Consider the following 19,781-nt stretch of genomic DNA (forward strand, 5'->3'; position numbering starts at 1 on the left):
AACGAGAATTCTGGAGGAAACGGCATGAAAGCGGCGTTCATCGCCGCCGTGGCGTCGGGCATCGCCTTGGGCGGCCCGGCGGCGGCGCAGATTTCGGATGAAACCGTCAAGATCGGCGTGCTGAACGACCGGTCGGGCCTGTACGCCGACCTCGGCGGCGAAGGGTCGGTCGTCGCCGCGCGAATGGCGGTGGAGGAGTTCGGCGGCAAGGTCGCCGGCAAGCCGGTCGTCATCGTCAGCGCCGACCATCAGAACAAGCCGGACATCGGTTCGGCCATCGCCCGTGAATGGATCGACCGGGACGGGGTGGACGCCATCGTCGACGTTCCGCATTCCGCCACCGCGCTCGGCGTGCTCAGCGTCACCCGCGAGAAGAACCGGATGCTGATGCTGTCGGGGCCGGCGCTGACCGAATTCACCGGCAAGCAGTGCGCGCCGACCACCATCCACTGGACCTACGACAGCTATTCGATGGCCAACGTCACCGCGCGGGCCTCGGTCAAGCGCGGTGGCGACACCTGGTTCTTCCTGACCGGCGACAACGCCGGCAGCCATTCGCAGGAGCGCGACGGCATCGCCTTCGTCGAGAAGGCCGGCGGCAAGGTCGTGGGCACGGTCCGCCATCCGCTGAACACGCTGGATTTCTCTTCCTTCCTTCTGCAGGCGCAGGCGTCCAAGGCCAAGGTCATCGGGCTCGCCAACGCCGGCGGCGACACGGTGAACGCGATCAAGCAGGCCGCCGAGTTCGGCATCGTGCAGGGCGGCCAACGGCTGGCCGGGCTGCTGATCTTCATCACCGACGTCCACTCCATCGGCCTGAAGGACGCCCAGGGCCTGATGTTCACCGAATCCTTCTACTGGGACATGGACGAGAAGACGCGCGCCTGGTCGCGGAAATTCATGGAGAAGTTCGGGGGTCGCGCGCCGACCGCGGCGCAGGCCGGAGTCTACAGCGCCGTGCGCCACTATCTGAAGGCGGTCGAGAAGGCGGGCACCGACGACTCCCCGACCGTGTCGAAGACCATGAAGGAGCTTCCGGTCAACGACATGTTCAGCAACGACTTCAAGATCCGCGCCGATGGCCGCGTCGTTCGCGACATGTACCTGTTCGAGGTCAAGAGCCCCGCGGACTCCAGGACTCCCTGGGACTATTACAAGGTGCTGGCCCGTGTGCCGGGCGAGGAGGCCTATCGACCGATGGCCGAGGGCGGTTGCCCGCTGGTCGGACCCTGACGGCCGGTTCGGGCCAGGCCGTCCGCCGGGAGCGAGACGCCGCGTCTCGCCCCCAACCACGCAGAGCACCGGGAAAGCGAGGGTGGATATGATCGAGAGCGCCGAGCTTGTGACGGGTGGCGCCCTGGCCCTGTTGCGCCAGCCGGACGTCCACTACGGCGTGCGGCTGGGCGGGAGGCTGGGCGCCATCGTGGCGGAGCGGGCCTGCACGCGGGTCCTGCCGGTGGTGACCGGCTCGCTGCGCCGCCATCCGCTGGTGCTGGAGGCCTTGGCCTCCCTGGGGCCGGCAGCCCTGCCGGTGTTCGACGGGCTGAAGCCGCACACGCCGTTCGAGGTGGTGCTGGCGCTCGCCGCCGCGATCGGTCGTACGAAGCCGGACCTGATCCTGGTGATCGGCGGCGGCAGCGCGCTCGACGCCGCCAAGGTCGGAACGCTGGCGGCGGCTGGCGGAGCGACGGACCGGGAGTCGTTGCTGGCGCTGCGCGCCGTGCCCGATGCCGGCGGGACGATCCGGCCGTCGCCGGTGACGCGGCCGATGCCCATCCTGGCCGTGCCCACCACCCTCTCGGCGGCCGAGTTCGGCATGATCGCCGGGGCGACGGACGGCGTCACCGGGATCAAGCACCTGTTCAAATCGGACAGCCTCGCGCCGGACATCGTGCTGTTCGACCCCTGGCTGGCCGGCGACACGCCGCGCGACCTGTGGCTGTCCACGGGGGTTCGGGCGCTCGATCACGGCATCGAGACCGTCCTGTCGCGCGACGCCAATCCCTTCACCGACGCGCTCGCCTTGCGCGGTCTGGGCCTGCTGTCCGATGGGCTTCGGCGTTCGGCCGGACCGGACGGCGGTGTGGGCGCGCGGCATCTCGGACAGCAGGGCGCCTGGCTGGCGGGGGCGGGCATCGGGCGCATTCGCTTCGGGGCCAGCCATGGGCTGGGGCACCAGCTGGGTGCGGTCGCCGGGGTGCCGCATGGCCTGACCTCCTGCGTGCTGCTGCCGGCGGTGCTGGCCTATGACCGGCCGGTGTCGGAGGAGCGGCAGCGCTGGATCGCCGCGGCCTGTGGCGGGGCAGGGCGATCCGCGGATGCCGTGGTGCGCGACCTCATCGCGTCGCTGGGGCTGCCGACCCGCCTGTCCGAATTGGGGGTGCCGAAGGACTGCCTGCCACGCGTGGCGGAAAGCGCGCTCGGCAATGCCTTCGTCCGGGCGAACCTTCGTCCGGTGACGACCCTGGAGGATGTGATGGAAATACTTCAAGAGTCATATTGACCCATGTACATATTGTATATAGTTTATTGCAATTCGACTAATTTTATTATTAAAGCCAACGATCAATATTCTGGACTGTATCCCGGTCCTGAGGCTTTGACTTAACAAATTCCGTACTGACTTTGAAATGCCGGGCGGCGTGGGTTTGCCCAATATTGAAGACGCCTCATTTTATGACTGACGAGTCATCAATCATCGAATACGTCCTGGGGAGGATTGCAATGGCATGGCGCGCGCTTCGACCGGAGCGGAGGATAGGGCCGACGATCGCGGACGCGCCGTTGCGCCGACGCACCGGCACCCGGTTGGCCCGCGGGCTGCTTCTGTGCGGGCTGCTCGGCGCCACTCCCTTCCTGCTGCCGGAGTATGAACTCCACACGCTCAACCTCGTGCTGGTGAATGTCCTTCTGGCGATCGGCACGAATCTGGTCGTCGGGGTGGCGCGGCAATTCGCCCTGTCGACCGGCGCGCTGTTCGGGGTGGGGGCCTATGTGGCGGCGCTGGCGCAGATGCGCCTCGGGCTGCCCTTCCTGACGGCGCTGCCCCTGGCGGTGCTGGCCGCCATGGCGGTGTCGGCGGCGGTCAGCCTCGTTGCGTGGCGGTCCGGCGGCCTCTATCTGGCGATGATCACCTTCGGCTTCGGTGAGATCTTCCAGTTCGTCCTGGTCCATGCCGACGCGCTGACCAACGGGCCGGACGGGCTGGCCGTCCCGCGTCCGGTCGTCGCCGGGGTGGCGCTGACGGGGCAGGCGGACATGGCGCTGCTGTTCCTGCCGCTGACTGCGGTCGCGATCCTGCTCTACCGGCTGATGGAGACGGGACGGATCGGGAGGGTCCTCACCGCGCTGGGCGATTCGGAGGTGGCGCTCGCCAGCGTCGGTTACAACGTGCAGGGCGCGAAGACGCTCGCCTTCGCCATCCAGGGCGCCTATGCCGGCCTCGCCGGGGCGCTCTACGCCGCGATGATCGGCTTCATCGATCCCTATTCCTTCAATCTGGGGGTGACGCTCCAGCAATTGACGGCGATCGCCATCGGCGGCTTCGGCAGCCTTGCCGGCGCGGCGGTCGGCGCCGCCGCCCTGACCCTGATCGAACGGGTCGTCATGGATTTCGCCGGGCTGAAGGAGGTCGCCTACGGCCTCGCCCTGCTCGCCGTCTTCCTGATCTTCCCCGGGGGGCTGGCCGGCCTGATGTTTCGCAAAGGGAGGGTGTCGGCATGACCGCGCGGCCTTCCGACGAACCGCTTCTGGAGGTGAGCGGGCTGGGCGTCCGCTTCGGCGGGCTGACGGCGGTGGCCGACGTCGGCTTCGCCATCGGGCGCGGCGAGATCCACGCCCTGATCGGCCCCAACGGAGCGGGCAAGAGCACGGTCATCAACTGCGTCTCCGGTTTCCAGCAGCCGAGCGGCGGGACCATCCGCCTCGACGGCGCCGCCTTGCCCAGCTGCAACCCTGTGGCGGTCACCCGGCGCGGCATCGCCCGGACCTTCCAGACGCCGCAGCTCTTCGGCCGCCTCAGCGTCGCCGACAACCTGCGGGTCGCCTCCCAGCGGCTGCCGCGGACGCGCAGGGGGGCGCTGGACGACCGTGAACTGATCCAACTGGTCGGGCTGGCCGGGCTGGAGGAGCGGGCGGCGGAAACGCTCGCCTACGGCCAGCAGCGCCTGCTGGAGGTGGCCCGCGCGCTGGCCTGCAACCCACGCCTGTTGCTGCTCGACGAGCCGGCGGCCGGGCTGGCCGGCGAGGACAACGAGCGGCTGGCCGACCTGATGCGGCGCATCGCCTCGCGTTTCGAGGTCGGCGTGCTCTTCGTGGAGCACAACGTCGCCTTGATCCGGCGGTTGTCCGACCGGATCACGGTGATGCACCACGGGCTGGCGATCGCGACCGGCGCGCCCGACCGGGTGCTGGGCGATCCGGCCGTCGTCGCCGCCTATCTCGGCGCGTCCGAAGCGGAGGGGGCGAAACCATGCTGAGCGTCCGGGGATTGAAGGCCGGCTACGGCGCGGCGCTGGCGGTGCACGATCTGTCCTTCGACGCCGGCGCATGCGCCGTCACCGCCCTGCTGGGCGCCAACGGGGCCGGCAAGACCACGACGATGCTGGCGATCTCCGGCCTGCTGCCGGTCCGCGCCGGGGAGATCCGTTTCGAGGGCCGGCCGGCCGCCAACATCGGCAACGACCGGCTGGTTCGGCTGGGCATCGCCCAGGTGCCGCAGGGCCGGCAGGTTTTCCCGCAGATGACGGTGCGCGAGAATCTGGAGCTCGGCGCCTTCCTGCGGCGGGACGGCGGTGTCGCGGCCGATCTCGACCGCGTCTTCGGGCATTTTCCCCGGTTGGCGGAGCGGGCCGGTCAGGCGGCGGGAACGCTGTCGGGGGGCGAACAGCAGATGCTCGCCATCGGTCGCGCCCTGATGGCCCGCCCGAAGCTTCTGTTGCTCGACGAGCCGTCGCTCGGGCTGGCCCCGGTGGCGGTGGATGCGGTCTACGCGATCATCCGGCGGCTGGCGGAGGATGGGCTGGCCATCCTGCTCGCCGAGCAGAATGTCGCCAAGGCGCTGTCGGTGGCGAGCCGCGGCTTCGTCCTGGAGAACGGCCGGGTCATCGCCGCCGGCAGCAGCGCCGAACTCGGCGCCACCGACTTCGTGCGCAAGGCCTATCTCGGATAGCCGCCGCCCCCGTCGCGGCCTCCCTCTCAGCCTCTATCCCGACATCACTGTCTTGGAGTTGCACCCGATGAGTTTGCGTTCATCCGTGGCGGTCGCGATCGCCGGCGTGGGAGAGACACCGGTCGGCAACCTGCCCGGCACCCACTCCAACGGTCTCTATGTCGAGGCGGCGCGCCGGGCGATCGAGGATTGCGGCATCCCGAAGGAAGAGATCGACGGGCTGCTGACCACCGCGTCGGTCGTCGACGACAACGTCCGCCACCACATGCTGATCGCCGAGCATCTCGGCCTCTACTGCAAGACCCTGTGCGACACGTTGCGCACCGGTGGCGCCGCCTTCGGCTACGCCTTGCAGCTTGCGCAGTGGGCGGTGCAGTCGGGCCGCTGCCGGGCGGTGCTGGTGGTGTCGGCCGACAATCTGCTGAGCGGCCCCGGCGCCGGCAAGGGGGTGACCGCCTATACCGAACTGGGGGCCCATTCGCTGGAGTTCGAGGTGCCCTACGGCGCCCACATCCCGGCCTTCTACGCCCTGACCGCCGCGCGCCACATGCACGAGTACGGCACGACGGAGGAGCAGCTCGCCGCCATCGCCGTCGCCTGCCGCAAGCACGCCGCCCTCAACCCGGCGGCACAGAAGCGGCAGCCGATCACGGTGGAGGACGTGATGAATTCACGGCGGATCGCGACGCCGCTGAAGCTGCTCGATTGCAGCCTGATCTCCGACGGCGGCGGCGCCTTCGTCGTCACCACGCTGGAACGGGCGCGCGACCTCCGGCAGCGGCCGGTCCGGGTGCTCGGCACGGGCCAGGCGCAGTCCTACTACCACATGGGCCATCTGGCCGGGGGGGTCGGGCTGCCGCCGTCGCGCAAGGGCGAGTTCACCCTGACCTCGACGGTACAGAAGGTCGCCGGACGCGATGCCTTCGGCGAGGCCGGCCTGGCCCCGGCCGACATCGACGTTGCCGAGATCTACGACAGCTTCACCATCACCGCGCTGATGCAGTTCGAGGATCTCGGCTTCTGCAAGAAGGGGGAGGGCGGGGCCTTCGTCGAGGGCGGCCGCATCGAGCTGGGCGGCGAGCTCCCGGTCAACACCCATGGCGGGCTGCTGTCCTTCGCCCACCCCGGCATGCCGGGCGGCATCTTCCATCTCATCGAGGCGGTCCGGCAGCTCCGCCACGAGTGCGGCGCGCGGCAGGTGCCGGACGCGCGGGTCGCGCTCGCCACCTCGGTCAGCGCCGTCGCCTCCAACCATTCCGTCTGCATCCTCGGAAGGGACTGATCATCATGACCGGAGCAATGCCCACCATCCCGCCGCGCCCGACCGATGTCTCCCAGCCGTTCTGGGACGCCTGCCGGGACCGCCGGCTGACGATGCAGCGCTGCGCGGACTGCGGCGATTTCACCTTCTACCCGGTCTATCTGTGCCCGACCTGCGGCGGGGTAAGGCTGGAATGGACGCCGGTCGGCGGGCGCGGCCACGTGCATTCGCTGACCCATGTCCACCGCCCCTCCGCCCCGGTCTTCGCCGGCGCGGTTCCCTATGTCGTCGCCCTGATCCAACTGGCGGAGGGGCCGATGATGATGAGCAACCTCGTTGGCCCCGGCGCGATGGAGGCCCGTATCGGCGACCCGGTCGAGGTGGTGTTCCAGGAGGCCGGCGAGGTGACGCTGCCCCGCTTCCGGCCGGTGGGCGCCGGCCCGGTGGGGGGCTGAGCCGTGCGGACCTTCCGTGAGCTTGCCGGGCGGCTGGAGGAACGGGGCGACGACCCCGTCCTGTCCTTCCAGGGGCGGACCGTCGGCGGCTGCGAGCTGGTGCTGCAGGCGCGGCGCATCGCCCGCGCGCTGCTCGCCGCCGGGATCGCGCGCGGCGACCGGGTCTGCCTGTGGCTGCCCAACGGGCCGGAGTTCGTGGCGGTCGAACTGGCCGTCACGCTGGTCGGCGCCGTGCTGGTGCCGATCCAGACCCGCTACGGCGCGCGGGAGCTGGCCGCCATCCTCGAGCGTGCCCAACCGGCGATGCTGATCTACCGGCGCGCCTTCCTCCAGGCCGACCTCGACGGCATCGTCGGGCGGGTCTGCCCGGACTCGTCGGGCTCCGGCGCGCGGCGGCGGCTGGTCTCGCTCGACGGCAGCCGGCACGCCGGGGTGACCGGCTGGGACGACCTCCTGGCCGAAGCGGAGACGGTGACGGAGGAGCGGCTCGACGCCGTCCTCGCGGCTGTCGAACCCGAGGACCCCGCCATCTGCATCTTCACCAGCGGCACCACGGGGACGCCCAAGGGGGCGATGCTCAGCCACCGCGCCATCCTGACCACCGAGCGCGCGGTCGGCGACGCGATGGGGTTCCGGCCCGGCGACCGGGTGCTCTACGGCGCGCCGTTGCCTTCGGTGTTCGGCTGCTGCAACGCGCTGGTGGCGAGCTGGACGCACGACGCCTGCCTGGTCCTGCTGCCGACCTTCGACGCGGGCGAGGCGCTGGCGACCATCGAGCGGGAGGGCTGCACCGTCATCTACGGCGTGCCGACCATGTTCCTGATGCTGCTCGGCCATCCCGATTTCAAGCCGGAGCGGACGCGGAGCCTGCGCGCCGGCATCGTCGGCGGCGCCCCCTGCACGCCGGATCTCGCCGCCGCGATCCGCGAGACGCTCGGTGTCCGCGACCTCGTGAACGGCTACGGCATGTCGGAGACCTGCGCGGTGATCTCCCTCACCCGTGTCGGCGACCCGGTGCCGGTGGTGGTGGAGACGGTCGGCCGGCCGCTGCCCGGCGTCGAGCTGCGCATCGTCGATCCGAACATACGGGACGCGCTGATTCCGGCGGAGGCCGGCGAGATCTGCGTGCGCGGGCCGAACGTCATGCTGGGCTACTTCAACGGCGGGGACGGGCCGATCCGGCCCTTCCAGGAAGGCTGGTTCCGCACCGGCGATCTCGGGACCGTCGACGGGGACGGCAACCTGCGCATCACCGGCCGGGTGTCCGACATGATCCTGGTCGGCGGCTTCAACGTCTATCCGGTCGAGATCGAGGGGCTGCTGGCCGGCCATCCGGCGGTGATGCAGGCCCATGTCGTCGGCGTCCCAGACGCAAGGCTGGGCGAGCGACCGGTCGCCTTCGTGCAGCTCCGGGCGGGGCGGAGCGTCACGGCGGACGAACTGGCCGGCTTCTGCGGCGACAACATCGCGAAATACAAGGTGCCGGCGTCCTTCATCGTGGTCGACGGGTTTCCGATGACGCCGCTCGGCAAGGTCCGGAAGTTCGAACTGAAGAAGATGGCGGAACAAGCCATGGCCTGACATTTCCGACGGGAGGAAATCCATGAATCGGCAAGGAACGAAGGGGCGGCGGATTGCCGCCGGCCTGGGTCTGGCGGCGCTGTTGGCCGCCGCGTCCGGTGGGGCATCGGCGCAGGGCGTGCCCGGCGTCACCGACACCACCATCCGCATCGCCGTCCAGGATTCGCTGAGCGGTGCCTACTCCCAATACGGGGCGCCCAGCCTGCACGGCGTCCGCCTCGTCTTCGACAAGGTCAACGCGGCCGGCGGGCTGTTCGGCCGCAAGCTGGAGGTCGTGCCCGAGGACGATGGCTGCTCGCCCAAGCAGTCGGTCGGGCTGGCCACCAAGCTGGTCGCAGAAAAGTCGGTGCTGGCGGTGCTGGGGCTGACCTGCTCCTCGGCCGCCGTCGCGGTGCGCGACAGCGTCGCCGGAACGACGGCGATCCCCTTCATCTCCTTCTCCAGCGGCGGGCACACCTCCTCCGCTCCGGCGTTGGGCGGGTTGAAGCCGAACGTCTTCTTCGTGGCGACATCCGTCCACGCCCAGGGCGGCGGGCTCGTCAACTTCGCGATGAACCGGCTCAGGCCGGCCCGCGTCGCCTTCATCGGCCAGACCGACGTCTACGGCAAGGAAGGGCGCCAGGGGGTGGAGGACATGCTCGCCCGCCACGGCCAGAAGCTGGTCGCCGACGAGACGATGGAACCGCGCGCCACCGACGCCAGTGCCCAGATTCTCAAGCTGCGCGACGCCAAGCCGGACGTGGTCATCGCCTTCCTCTATCAGGTGCCTGCCCAGACATTCCTGCGTCAGGCGGACGAGCTGGGCTTCCGCGCCACGATCGTCACCTCGGCCTCGGTCACCGATTCCAGCATCTACCGGTCGCTGCCCCAGAGCGCGCTCGACCATTACTACGGCAGCACCCTGGCGTCGGACGTCCTGAACGGCCCGCTGCTGAAGCCGCTGCTGACGGAGTTGCAGGCCGCCTACCCGAAGGTCACCTACAACCCGCTGGTCGCGTCGGGAGTCGGCGCCGCCGAGGTGCTGGTGGAGGCGCTGCGCAAGGCCGGGCGGGAGGTGACGCCGGAAACGCTGGTGGCCGAACTCGACCGGACGCGCGACGTCGCCACCAGCGCGCTGTCCTACCCGGTGACCTTCTCGCCCGAGAACCACATGGGCGGGCGCGGGGTGCACATCTACGAGGTCAGGGCCGGGGTGGAGACCTCGACCATGCCCGGCTACTGGTCCGGCACGGAGAAGGCCGACCGTCCCGCCGGCGGACCGGCGGGGGGCAACTGACATGCTGCCCCAACTCCTGGCCGCCGGGGTGGTGAGCGGCTGCATCTATGCGCTGGTGGCGCTGGGGCTGGTCTTCGTCTTCAAGGCAACGGGGGCGATCAACTTCGCCCATGGCAGCGTGATCCTGATCGGCGCCTATGTCGGGGTCACGGCGGTCACGGGCTTCGGGCTCGGCTATCCGGCGGCGGTGCTGGCCGCCGTCGCCGTGGCGGTGGCGGTCGGGCTGTTCCTGCACCATGCGGTCTACCGCCGTCTGCTGGCGGCGCCCCACATGATCCAGGTGCTGGCCACGCTGGCGGTCGCCAACATCCTGAACGGGCTGGCGACGCTGATCTGGGGGGCGGACGCCTACGCCTTCCCGCCCAGCCCGCGTCTGCGCCCGGTGCTGTCGGAGCCGGCGGTCGTCACTGGCCAGCAGATCCTGATCGTGGCCGGAGCCGCGACGGTGATGGCCGTCCTGACCGCCTTCTTCCGCTGGACACGGTGGGGCAAGGCGATGCGGGCGATGACCCAGAATTCGCTCGGTGCCGGGCTGTGCGGCGTCCGGACCGACCGCGTCTTCGCGCTCGCCATGGCGGCGAGTGCCGCGCTCGGCGGCATCGCCGGGGTGCTTTACGCGCCGCTGACGCTGGTCGATCCCAGCTTCGGCGGCCTGCTGGTCAAGGGCTTCGCGGCGGCGGCGGTGGGCGGGCTGGCCAGCCTTCCCGGAACGGTGGCCGGCGGCATCGTGCTGGGGCTGTGCGAAAGCCTGTGGGTGGCGGTTCTGCCGGCGGTCTGGGCGCCGAGCCTCAGCTATCTGCTCATCATCCTGGTGCTGCTGGTCAAGCCGACCGGTCTGTTCGGCACCCCGGTCGTCCGGAAGCTCTGACGGAGGAAGGACATGCATTTGGCGGGTGAAGAGGTTCCGTGGGAGTCGGTGCACGCACTGTTGCGCGCACGGGCGCGTCAGCATGGCGATGCCCCGCGGGTGGACGTGGCCGGCACCGTCACCTCCTGGGCGGAGATCGACCGTCTCTCGGACCGGGTGGTGGCGGCGCTGGCCCGACGTGGCGTCGGCACCGGCGACCGGGTGTGCAGCGTGATGGACGGCCGGATCGAGCAGCTTCTCGTCTGGTTCGGCGCCAGCAAGCTGGGAGCGGTGTGGGTGCCGCTCAACGCCGGGCTGCTCGGCGACGATCTCGTCCACACCATCGGCGACGCCGCCCCGGCGGCGCTGGTCGTGGAGGAGGCGACAGCCCGGCGCTTCGACGGCTGGCCGGCGGAGGTGGCGCTGCCGGCCGCGCGCTTCACCACCGATCCGGTGGAGGAGGGCGACGAGAGAGGCTTCGCGCCCTTCGCCGATCTGCTCGTCGACGGCGAAGCTCCGCCGGATCGCGCGGTGCGGCCGTCCGATCCCGGCGTCATCATCTACACCGGGGGTACCACCGGCCGGCCGAAGGGCGTGGTCCTGCCGCACTTCGCCTTCATCATGGCGGGATACCGCTACCGCGACGCCTTCGACGTGCGCCCGGACGACCGGCAATATTCGGTGCTGCCGCTGTTCCACGTCGGCGGGACGATGCTGGGGGTGATGGGGCCGCTGGTCGCCGACATCCCGACGGCGCTGGAGCGCCGGTTCAGCGCCACCCGCTTCTGGGAACGGGCGCGGGCGACCGGAGCCACCCTGATCGACCCGGTCGGGACCATGGTGACCGTGCTGTGCCAGCAGCCGGAGGGGCCGGGCGACCGCGACCACCGGGTGCGGGCCAGCGTCGGCTGTACCGGGCAGGTGCCGCCCTGGGTGCCAGAGACCTTCCGGCGCCGCTTCGGCCTGACGATGGTGAACCTCTATTCGCTGACCGAGGGCGGCGGGGTGCTGATCACCTATGCCAAGCCGGACTCCGCGCGTCCGGAGGCGAACGGCGCGCCCGGCGTCTGGGCGGACTTCCGCGTCGTCGACGACTGGGACCAGGAGAAGCCGGTGGGGGAGGTCGGGCAGATCCTGCTGCGGCCGCGCGTCCCCTACAGCTTCATGCTGCGCTACCACAATGCGCCCGAACGCACGTTGGAGTGCTGGTCGAATTTCTGGCTGCACACCGGCGATCTCGGCCGGGTCGACGAGGCCGGCTTCCTGCATTTCGTCGGCCGTCAGGCCCATTGGCTGCGCTGCCGGGGCGAAAACGTCTCGGCCTACGAGGTCGAGGCTGTGGCGAGCGCCTGTCCGGGCGTGGCCGAGGCCGCCGTGGTCGGTGTTCCGGCCCCGCTGGGCGAGGAGGACGTGAAACTCTTCGTGGTTCCTGTTGAAGGGGAGACACCTGGGCCGCAGGCGATCGTGGACTGGTGCGCCGCACGGCTCGCCCGCTTCAAGGTGCCGCGCTACGTCGAGTTCGTGTCCATCCTGCCCCGCTCCGCGACGAAGCGGGAGATCGAACGCCACACGCTGCGCAACCGGTCGAACGTCGGTGCGTGGGATTCCCGGGCGCAGGGCAGCGAACAGGGAGCGGCGCGCGGATGACCGACTTCACCCCAACTCCCGCTTCTCTGCCGGCCGCGATGTTCTACGAGGATTTCGAGGCGGGCCAGATCTTCATCAGTCCAGGCCGGACGGTCACCGACACCGACCTGTCGATGTTCTGCATGCTGTCGGGCGACTGGCACCCGCTCCATTCCGATGAGGAGTACGCCAAGGCGACCCGCTTCGGCCGCCGCGTGGTGGGGGGCGTGTTCGGCATTGCGCTGGTCACCGGCGCCATGTGCCGCTGGGGCATCTTCGACCGGTCCGTGACGGCGATGCTGTCGGTCGATGGCTGGCGCTTCCGCGGGCCGATCTTCGTCGGCGACACGCTGACCGTGCGGATGGCCATCCTCGGCAAGGCGCCGACCGCCAGCGGCCGGCAGGGGGTGCTGGAACGCGGGTTCGCCATCCTGAACCAGAACGGCGAGGTGGTGCAGGAGGGGCGCTCCGACGCGCTGATCCGCCTGCGGTCCCCCGGCTGACCTCGCATCCCGGACAAGAACACCTTGCGTAACGACAAGACCGACAAGGAGGAAACGCGATGAGACGATGGCTTGCGTTGAGGCTTTTCCCGGGGCTTCCCCTGACCCTGCTGGCCTCCGCCCTGACCCTGGCCCATCCCGCCTGGAGTGCCGGGACGGGTCCGATCGCACTCGGCATCCTGAACGACCAGTCCGGTCCCTACGCCGCCATCGACGGGCCGGGTTCCGTGGACGCGGCGCGCATGGCGGTCGAGGATTTCGGCGGCAGCGTGCTCGGCCGCAAGGTCGAGATCGTCGGCGCCGACCACCAGAACAAGGCGGACCTCGGCTCGACCATCGCCCGCAAATGGTTCGACGTCGACGGCATGACCGCGATCATGGACGTGGCGGTTTCCTCGGTGGCCCTGGCGGTCCAGGAGATCGCCCGCGAGCGCAACAAGATCGTCATCTATTCGGGCGCCGGCACCTCGGTCCTGACCGGCAAGGCCTGCTCTCCGACCAGCGTCCACTGGACCTACGACACCTACGCGCTGACCGCCGGAACCAGCCGGGCGCTGGCCCAGCGCGGCGACAAGTCCTGGTTCTTCGTGACCTCCGACAACGCCTTCGGCGCCGCCCTCCAGAACGATGCGACCAAGGCCCTGAAGGCGGCAGGCGGCAGCGTGCTCGGCACCGCCCTGCATCCGGCCGGGATGGCGGACTTCTCCAGCTACGTCCTGCAGGCCCAGGCTTCGCCGGCCAGGATCGTCGCGCTCGCCAACGCCGGCGAGGACACCATGAACGCGGTCAAGACCGGCCGTGAGTTCGGGCTCGACAAGAAGCAGCAGATGCTGGGCCTGCTCACGCTGCTGCCCGACGTGCACGGGCTGGGGCTGGAGGCGGCACAGGGGCTTCTCGTCACCGAATCCTTCTACTGGAACGCCGACGACCAGAGCCGCGCCTTCGCCAAGCGCTTCTTCGCGCGCAACAAGTCGATGCCGCACATGGTGCCGGCCGGCGTCTATGGCAGCGTCCTGCATTACCTGAAGGCGGTCCAGGCGGCCGGCACCACCGACACGGCGGCGGTGATGGCGGCGATGAAGGCGATGCCGATCAACGACATCATGACGAAGAACGGGCGCATCCGCGAGGACGGCCGCGTCGTCCGCGAGTTCCACCTCTACCGTGTCAAGAGCCCGGCGGAGTCCAGGGAACCGTGGGATTACTACACGCCGGTCGCCACCATTCCGGCCGAGGACGCGGTGCGCCCCCTGTCCGAAAGCGAGTGCCCGTTGGTGAGGAAGCCCTAGCGGCGGCGCGTTTGCGGCCCGACTTGTGGCGTGGCCCGCCGGCCTCCCGGCGGGCCGCGTTTCCAGACAGCAGAAAAGGTGTTGCGAGCATGACGATCAGCACTCCGTCCCGGGCACGGCGCACGCGCAAGACGCGGGCGGAGACGTCCGAGGCCATCCGCCAATCCCTGTTCCTGGCCGCTGCCGTGGTGGTCGGCAGGCACGGCTACGCCGACGCCTCGATCAGCCGGATCACGCAGGCGGCCGAGGTGGCGCACGGAACCTTCTACAACCATTTCGAATCGCGCCAGGATCTTTTCGAACAGCTGCTGCCGGCGCTGGGCGAGATGCTGCTGAACCATGTGACCGGCGCCGTCGCGTCCGAATCCAGCGCTCCCGAGCGCGAGGACGCGCGGCTCAAGGCCTGGTTCAGCTTCCTGCAGGAGCATCCGGAATTCTACCGCATCCTCAACGAGGGCGAGGTCTTCGTGCCCGAGGTGTTCCGCCAGCATGTCGGGCGCTTCGGCGCCGGCTATCTGCGGACGCTGCGCCGGGCCAAGGAGCGCGGCGAACTGAACGACTTCACCGACGAGGAACTGGAGCCGGTCGCCTACATCCTGCTCGCCGCCCGCGCCTACCTGACTTTCCGCTACGGCCGGTCGGAGGACGCGGCGGCCCCGGTGCCGGCCCCCGTCTTCAGCGCCTATCGGAAGCTGCTCAAGCACGGCCTGTTCGCCGCCGACGCGGCAAAGCCGTGCCCTGCGGACAAGGAGGGCTGAGATGGCCGGGGCCGTCATCAGCGGGGTCCATGCCACCCGTGCCGGCGCCCTGCCGGAGGAGAGCTGCCTGTCGCTCCACGCGCAATCCGCAAGCGGGGCGGTGGCGGACGCGGGGCTTCGCCTGGAGGATGTCGACGGCGTGCTCTGCGCCTATTCCTTCACCGAGCCGCACCTGATGCTGAGTTCGGTGTTCTGCGAATACATGGGCCTGCAACCGGCCTTCAGCAGCGCCATCCAGGCCGGCGGCGCCACCGCCTGCGTCATGCTGGCCCATGCGGCCGCCCTGGTCCGGTCCGGGCAATGCCGCCATGTGCTGCTGGTCACCGGCGACAACCGGTTGACCGGCATGCCCAGGGGCGGCGCCGTCGCGGCGCTGGCCGAGGTCGGGCACCCGCAGTTCGAGCGCCCCTACGGCATCAGCGTGCCGGCGGCCTACGGGCTGGTGGCCCAACGTTACATGCATGAATACGGCGTGACGGCCGAGGCGCTGGCGGCGGTCGCCGTCACCGCGCGCGCCCACGCGATGCGCCATCCCAAGGCGCACCGGCGGGACCCGCTGACGCCGGAGATGGTGGCGTCCTCTCGCCCGATCGCAGCCCCGTTGCGCCTCCACGATTGCTGTCTGGTGTCGGACGGCGGCGCCGCGCTGGTCGTCAGCGCGGGGGAGGCCGCGGCCGACCTCCGCCGGCCGCCGGTCGCGGTGCTGGGTCTCGGCCAGGGCCACACGCACGAGCATATCGTCGCCGCGCCGTCCCTGACCAGCTTCGGCTGCAAGCAGGCCGCCGCCCGCGCCTTCGGCGAGGCCGGCGTCACCCCGGCCGACATCGACGTGGCCGAAATCTACGACAGCTTCACCATCACCCTGCTGGTGGAGCTGGAATCGATGGGCTTCTTCGAGCGCGGGGCCGCCGGCCCGGCGGCGTTGGCCGGGGCGCTGACCCATGGCGGCCGACTGCCCTGCAACACCCACGGCGGCTTGCTGTCCTACGGGCATTCGGGGGCTGCCGGGGGCATGTTCCACCTCGTGGAGGCGGTGGAGCAACTGCGTGGCGAGGCCGGGGATCGTCAGGTTCCCGATGCCGAGCTGGCTTTCGTCCACGGTGACGGCGGCATCCTGTCCGCCCACTGCTCCATCGTGCTGGGGAGGCACTGAGATGATCCGTCCATCGCCGGTTCCGAATGCAGACACCCGCCCCTATTGGGAGGCGGCCGAGCGCGGCGAACTCGCCTACCGGCAATGCCGGGAGTGCGGAATGGCCCAATTCCCGCCCGGCCGCGTCTGCCGGCGATGCCGGGGCTGGAGGCTGGAGTGGCGCATCTCAGGCGGGCGCGGGACGGTCCATTCCTTCACGGTCGTCCATCGCGCCCCGACCCCCGCCTTCGCCGCCCCCTATGCCATCCTGCTTGTCGATCTGGAGGAAGGATTCCGCATCATGACCAACCTCCGGCACGGCGACGCCGCCGGCCTCGCCATCGGGTCGCCCGTCCGCATCGTCTTCGGGCCGTCCGACGGCGGTCCGGTCCTGCCGCAGGCGGAGCTGCGGTCATGACGCGGGGCTTCGCGACATTCCAGCCCGGCGACGTGGTGGGAACCGGCAGCCTGCTGTTCGACGAGGCGGCGCTGGAGACATGGTGCGCCATCTTTCCGGACGACCGTGCCCTGGCGCCCGCGATGCCGCCCGGCATGACGGCGATGGTCACGATGCGGGTCTACATGGATTTGCTGAAGGACCGGCCTCCCGGCAACATCCACGCCAGCCAGAGCGTCGAGATGCTGGGGGCCGTGGTTCTCGGCGACCGGCTGACGACCACCCTGGTCTGCGCCGGCAAGGCGGAGCGCAACGGGCGACGCTGGCTGGAATTCGCCACGGACACCCGCAACCAGACGGGAATGCCGGTGTTCCGGGGGCGCAAGCGCGTCATCTGGGGTGGATGAGGGGAATGAGCATGGATGACCGGCTTATCGAACGGACCCTGCGCGTCGACAGCGCCCGGATCCGCGCCTACGCCGAGGCGACGCAGGATTTCAATCCGATCCATCTCGACCGCTCCTTTGCCGAGACGACCGGGATGAAGGGGATCATCGCGCACGGAACGATGTCGTTGAACCTGATCTGGCAGTCGCTGACGGCGACCTTCGGGTCCGACCGGGCCGCCAGGGCAACGTTGGACGTCCGCTTCACGGCGCCGGTGCGGGAACTGGACGTCCTGACCTCCGGCGGCGTGAGACGAAATCCGGAGGGGCCGGTGTTCGCCGTGTGGGTGAGGAACGCCGACGGCATCGCGGTGATCGAGGGAACGGCGACCCTGGCCGGCGTGTTGCAACCAGGCGGGGACGGCGAGAGGTCGCCCCACCCGCAGCGTTGACCAGGCTATGCGGACGGAGTTCGGGCCTCCAGGATCCGGCAATCCTATTGAGGACGAGGGTCAGCGTGTTGCACGGACGCGGCCGGTGTCGTAGGCGAAGGCTCCGTGCCTGCCCTGGTCAATCACCATGCCCCACAAGAAGCTGTTCGTGGATGTCACGCGGGAACGGCCTGGATGGCGAGCCTCATGAGGCGGCGTGCGAGGCTGGAACCGAAGGCGATTTCGACGAAGGCATCGACGTCCGAGAACGCGTCCCAGGAGGCCGGGGCGTCAGACCAGCCGCCGTTCAGGCCCCTGCCAGCGGGCGGTGCCGTGCAGATGGGCGAGCGCGGCCTCGCGCGATCGCGGGGCCGCGGCGGCCAGCAGGCCGGCAAGATGGCCGACGGCGAGGCTGGCGCCGCCGGCGCGGGGATTGCCGTCCGGCCGGCGCGGACAGGTGCCGAAGGCGGATGGCAGGATGGAGACCTCGCCGGGACCGCAGCGGGCATCGCCGGTGGCGGCGATGACGCCGGGATAGGCGGCGGGCCACACCGGACCGCCGCGGGCCGGGCTGGCGGCGATCAGCAGCAGGCCGTGCGACAGCGCCTCCTCCACCGCGGCGCGCAGCACCGGGCGGTCGGCGGACAGGCCGAGGCTGAGGGTCGCCAGACGGGCGCCGCACCCGACGGCCCAGCGCAGGGCCGCCGCCACCGCTGCGGGGGAGGCGGTGATGCGGTCGTGGAAGATCTGGGCGTCGATCAGGTCCGCCGCCGGAGCCTGCGCCAGGATGGCGGCGGCGACGGCGCTGCCATGGCCGATACGGTCGGGTCGGGCAGTCCTCTGTTCGACGCCGACACCGTCGTCGCTCAGGCGGAAGGCGGCGCGGTCGGCGACCGGAACGCCGGGCAGGGTGATGCCGCTGTCGATCACCGCGATGCGCATGCGGCCTCGACCATTGCGTCGGCGACCGGCTCGAGACGGCCTTGCTCCAGACGGTACACTGCGTCGCAGCCGGCCAGCGCCTCGCTGCGGTGGCTGATGACCAGCCGGGTGCGGCCGGCGAACAGGCGGTCCACATCGGCGACCAGCCGCTCCGCGGCGGCCGGGTCGAGGGCGGAGACCGGTTCGTCCAGGATCAGCAGGTCCGGTTTGCGCAGCAGGCAGCGGGCCAGCGCGATCCGCTGCCGCTGTCCGCCGGACAGGGCCGAGGCCCAGGCCCCGACCGGCGTGTCCAGCCCGTGCGGCAGGCCGGCGATCCAGCCGGTGAGCTGGGCTGCGGCCACCGCCTCGGCAAGCGTGTCCTTGTCGAACGCCTCCGACGCCGCCGCCCCTTTTTCCGCCGCCCCTTTTTCCGTCGGGACCAGGCCGAAGCGCAGATTGTCCGCGATGGTGCCCGGCAGCAGAGGCGCGTCCTGGCCCAGCACCGCCACCCGCCGGCGCAGCAGGGCAGGGTCGAGGTCGCGCAGGTCGACGCCGTCCAACGTGATGCGGCCCCGTTCGGGGTCGTAATGGCGGTGCAGCAGATCGGTCAGCGTCGATTTCCCCACGCCGGAGGGGCCGAGCAGCCCGACCTTGGCCCCCGCCGGGATGGTGATGGAAAGTCCGTCGAGCACCGGCCGGCCCGGTCCATGGCCGAACACCACCCTTTCCACCGCCAACGCTCCGCCTCGGCTGGCCGGGGATACCGGCTGGGCCGGCGGACGGACGGCTGGGGATTCGGACAGAAGCTCCCTCAAGCGGTCCAGCGAGACACGGGCGCGCTGCGCCCCGACGATCAGGCCGAGCAGCCCCTGCACCGGGCCGGTGGCGCGGCCGAGATAGGCGGAGAAGGCGATCAGCGCGCCAAGCGACAGTTCGCCGTCGATCACCCGCAGGCCGCCCCACAGGAACACCGCGGCCGTCCCGGCCGACCCAAGCAGGCCCGGCACCCCGCCGGTGACGATCCCGACCATCTGCTGGCGCAGAAGCTGGCCCAGGCAGTCGCGGTCGAGGGCGGCGAGGCGGCCGGCCTCCTGGCGCTCGGCGCCCAGCGACTGGATCAGCTTCATGGCGGACAGGCGCTGCACGAGAAAGCCGGTCAGCGCCGCCATGGCTTCGCGCAGCGCGCGGGCGTTGCGCTCCACCCAGGTCCGGGAGCCGCGCAGGAACAGCGCCTGCGCCGGCAGCAGCAGGAAGGCGATCAGGGTCAGCGCCGGATCGATCAGCAGCATCAGCGCCACCGCCCCGGCCAGGGTCAGCAGCGCGTTCAGCGCCGACAGCGGGGCATCCACGGCGAAGCGCTGCACCTCCGCCAGGTCGCCGTCGAGCCGGCCCAGCACGTCGCCGGCCGACCAGCGGGCATAGAAGCGCGGCGGCAGCGTCTGCAGATGGCCGTAGACATGCTCCCGCATCGCGAACAGCACGCCGGCCGACGCGCGGGTGTAGACCAGCCGGTTCGCCCCGGACAGCAGCGTCGAGACCAGCCCAGCCGCCAGCATGCCCAAAGTCAGCAGGACCAGCAGCCGGGCGTCTCCGCCGGTCAGGCCGTCATCGACGATCCGCTTGGTCAGCCAGGGCTGCGCCAGCCCGATGCCGGTGCCGGCCAGGGACAGGGCGACGCAGACCGCCAGACGGCCCCGGTGCGGCCGGACGAAACCGCCGGCCCAGCGCAGGGAGTGGGGCATGGGGGA

Annotated in this window: 20 protein-coding genes; 18 read left to right on the top strand and 2 right to left on the bottom strand. The window is 70.5% G+C overall.

The genetic code is table 11. From position 1 onward, the window contains the following. The first annotated feature begins 24 nt into the window (after positions 1-24). The 18 genes from ABMY26_RS28500 to ABMY26_RS28585 all read left to right on the top strand — a co-directional run bounded on the left by ABMY26_RS28500 (position 25) and on the right by ABMY26_RS28585 (position 17,133). Positions 25-1,233, top strand: a complete 1,209-nt coding sequence (locus ABMY26_RS28500; protein WP_372399550.1) for an ABC transporter substrate-binding protein — start codon at positions 25-27, stop codon at positions 1,231-1,233. Between the two features lie 88 nt (positions 1,234-1,321). Beyond that, positions 1,322-2,503, top strand: coding sequence for an iron-containing alcohol dehydrogenase (locus ABMY26_RS28505; protein WP_372399551.1), 1,182 nt, complete (start codon positions 1,322-1,324; stop codon positions 2,501-2,503). Between the two features lie 281 nt (positions 2,504-2,784). Further along, positions 2,785-3,723, top strand: coding sequence for a branched-chain amino acid ABC transporter permease (locus ABMY26_RS28510; RefSeq protein WP_372399552.1), 939 nt, complete (start codon positions 2,785-2,787; stop codon positions 3,721-3,723). After that, positions 3,720-4,478, top strand: a complete 759-nt coding sequence (locus ABMY26_RS28515) for an ABC transporter ATP-binding protein (protein WP_372399553.1) — start codon at positions 3,720-3,722, stop codon at positions 4,476-4,478. The genes ABMY26_RS28510 and ABMY26_RS28515 overlap by 4 nt, the downstream gene beginning before the upstream one ends. Then, positions 4,472-5,170 carry an ABC transporter ATP-binding protein gene (locus ABMY26_RS28520; protein ID WP_372399554.1) on the top strand — a complete coding sequence of 233 codons (699 nt, stop codon included), beginning with the start codon at positions 4,472-4,474 and terminating at the stop codon, positions 5,168-5,170. The genes ABMY26_RS28515 and ABMY26_RS28520 overlap by 7 nt, the downstream gene beginning before the upstream one ends. A gap of 67 nt (positions 5,171-5,237) precedes the next feature. Beyond that, positions 5,238-6,452, top strand: a complete 1,215-nt coding sequence (locus ABMY26_RS28525; RefSeq protein WP_372399555.1) for a thiolase family protein — start codon at positions 5,238-5,240, stop codon at positions 6,450-6,452. A gap of 5 nt (positions 6,453-6,457) precedes the next feature. After that, positions 6,458-6,886 (top strand): Zn-ribbon domain-containing OB-fold protein, encoded by a 429-nt coding sequence (locus tag ABMY26_RS28530; RefSeq protein WP_372399556.1) that lies wholly within the window; start codon positions 6,458-6,460, stop codon positions 6,884-6,886. A gap of 3 nt (positions 6,887-6,889) precedes the next feature. Further along, positions 6,890-8,467 (top strand): class I adenylate-forming enzyme family protein, encoded by a 1,578-nt coding sequence (locus tag ABMY26_RS28535; RefSeq protein ID WP_372399557.1) that lies wholly within the window; start codon positions 6,890-6,892, stop codon positions 8,465-8,467. A gap of 22 nt (positions 8,468-8,489) precedes the next feature. Beyond that, complete coding sequence (locus ABMY26_RS28540) at positions 8,490-9,743, top strand: ABC transporter substrate-binding protein (RefSeq protein WP_372399558.1); 1,254 nt, start codon at positions 8,490-8,492, stop codon at positions 9,741-9,743. 1 nt (position 9,744) lies between these two features. After that, the gene (locus tag ABMY26_RS28545) at positions 9,745-10,611 is read left to right on the top strand and encodes a branched-chain amino acid ABC transporter permease (RefSeq protein ID WP_372399559.1); all 867 of its coding nucleotides are present in this window, start codon (positions 9,745-9,747) and stop codon (positions 10,609-10,611) included. A gap of 12 nt (positions 10,612-10,623) precedes the next feature. Beyond that, entirely contained in the window at positions 10,624-12,237 is a 1,614-nt protein-coding gene (locus ABMY26_RS28550) for an AMP-binding protein (RefSeq protein ID WP_372399560.1), read from the top strand. Beyond that, positions 12,234-12,719, top strand: coding sequence for a MaoC/PaaZ C-terminal domain-containing protein (locus ABMY26_RS28555; RefSeq protein WP_372399561.1), 486 nt, complete (start codon positions 12,234-12,236; stop codon positions 12,717-12,719). Before ABMY26_RS28550 ends, ABMY26_RS28555 begins: the two co-directional genes overlap by 4 nt. Positions 12,720-12,778: 59 nt before the next feature. Next, positions 12,779-14,008: an ABC transporter substrate-binding protein gene (locus ABMY26_RS28560; RefSeq protein WP_372399562.1), complete on the top strand. Its 1,230-nt coding sequence runs from the start codon at positions 12,779-12,781 to the stop codon at positions 14,006-14,008. A gap of 89 nt (positions 14,009-14,097) precedes the next feature. Beyond that, positions 14,098-14,766, top strand: a complete 669-nt coding sequence (locus ABMY26_RS28565) for a TetR/AcrR family transcriptional regulator (RefSeq protein ID WP_372399563.1) — start codon at positions 14,098-14,100, stop codon at positions 14,764-14,766. Between the two features lies 1 nt (position 14,767). Continuing rightward, positions 14,768-15,919 carry a thiolase family protein gene (locus tag ABMY26_RS28570; RefSeq protein WP_372399564.1) on the top strand — a complete coding sequence of 384 codons (1,152 nt, stop codon included), beginning with the start codon at positions 14,768-14,770 and terminating at the stop codon, positions 15,917-15,919. Between the two features lies 1 nt (position 15,920). Then, positions 15,921-16,316, top strand: a complete 396-nt coding sequence (locus ABMY26_RS28575) for a Zn-ribbon domain-containing OB-fold protein (RefSeq protein ID WP_372399565.1) — start codon at positions 15,921-15,923, stop codon at positions 16,314-16,316. Then, on the top strand, positions 16,313-16,702 hold the full coding sequence (locus ABMY26_RS28580; RefSeq protein ID WP_372399566.1) for a MaoC family dehydratase: 390 nt from the start codon (positions 16,313-16,315) through the stop codon (positions 16,700-16,702). Before ABMY26_RS28575 ends, ABMY26_RS28580 begins: the two co-directional genes overlap by 4 nt. 11 nt (positions 16,703-16,713) lie before the next feature. Further along, complete coding sequence (locus ABMY26_RS28585) at positions 16,714-17,133, top strand: MaoC family dehydratase (protein WP_372399567.1); 420 nt, start codon at positions 16,714-16,716, stop codon at positions 17,131-17,133. 270 nt (positions 17,134-17,403) lie between these two features. Here ABMY26_RS28585 and ABMY26_RS28590 read toward each other — a convergent pair whose 3' ends face one another. After that, positions 17,404-18,054, bottom strand: coding sequence for a hypothetical protein (locus ABMY26_RS28590; protein ID WP_372399568.1), 651 nt, complete (start codon positions 18,052-18,054; stop codon positions 17,404-17,406). Next, positions 18,039-19,775, bottom strand: a complete 1,737-nt coding sequence (locus ABMY26_RS28595; protein ID WP_372399569.1) for an ABC transporter ATP-binding protein — start codon at positions 19,773-19,775, stop codon at positions 18,039-18,041. Before ABMY26_RS28595 ends, ABMY26_RS28590 begins: the two co-directional genes overlap by 16 nt. Between the last annotated feature and the right edge of the window lie 6 nt (positions 19,776-19,781).

This window comes from Azospirillum sp. HJ39 (genome assembly GCF_041507355.1).
Classification (GTDB): domain Bacteria; phylum Pseudomonadota; class Alphaproteobacteria; order Azospirillales; family Azospirillaceae; genus Azospirillum; species Azospirillum thiophilum.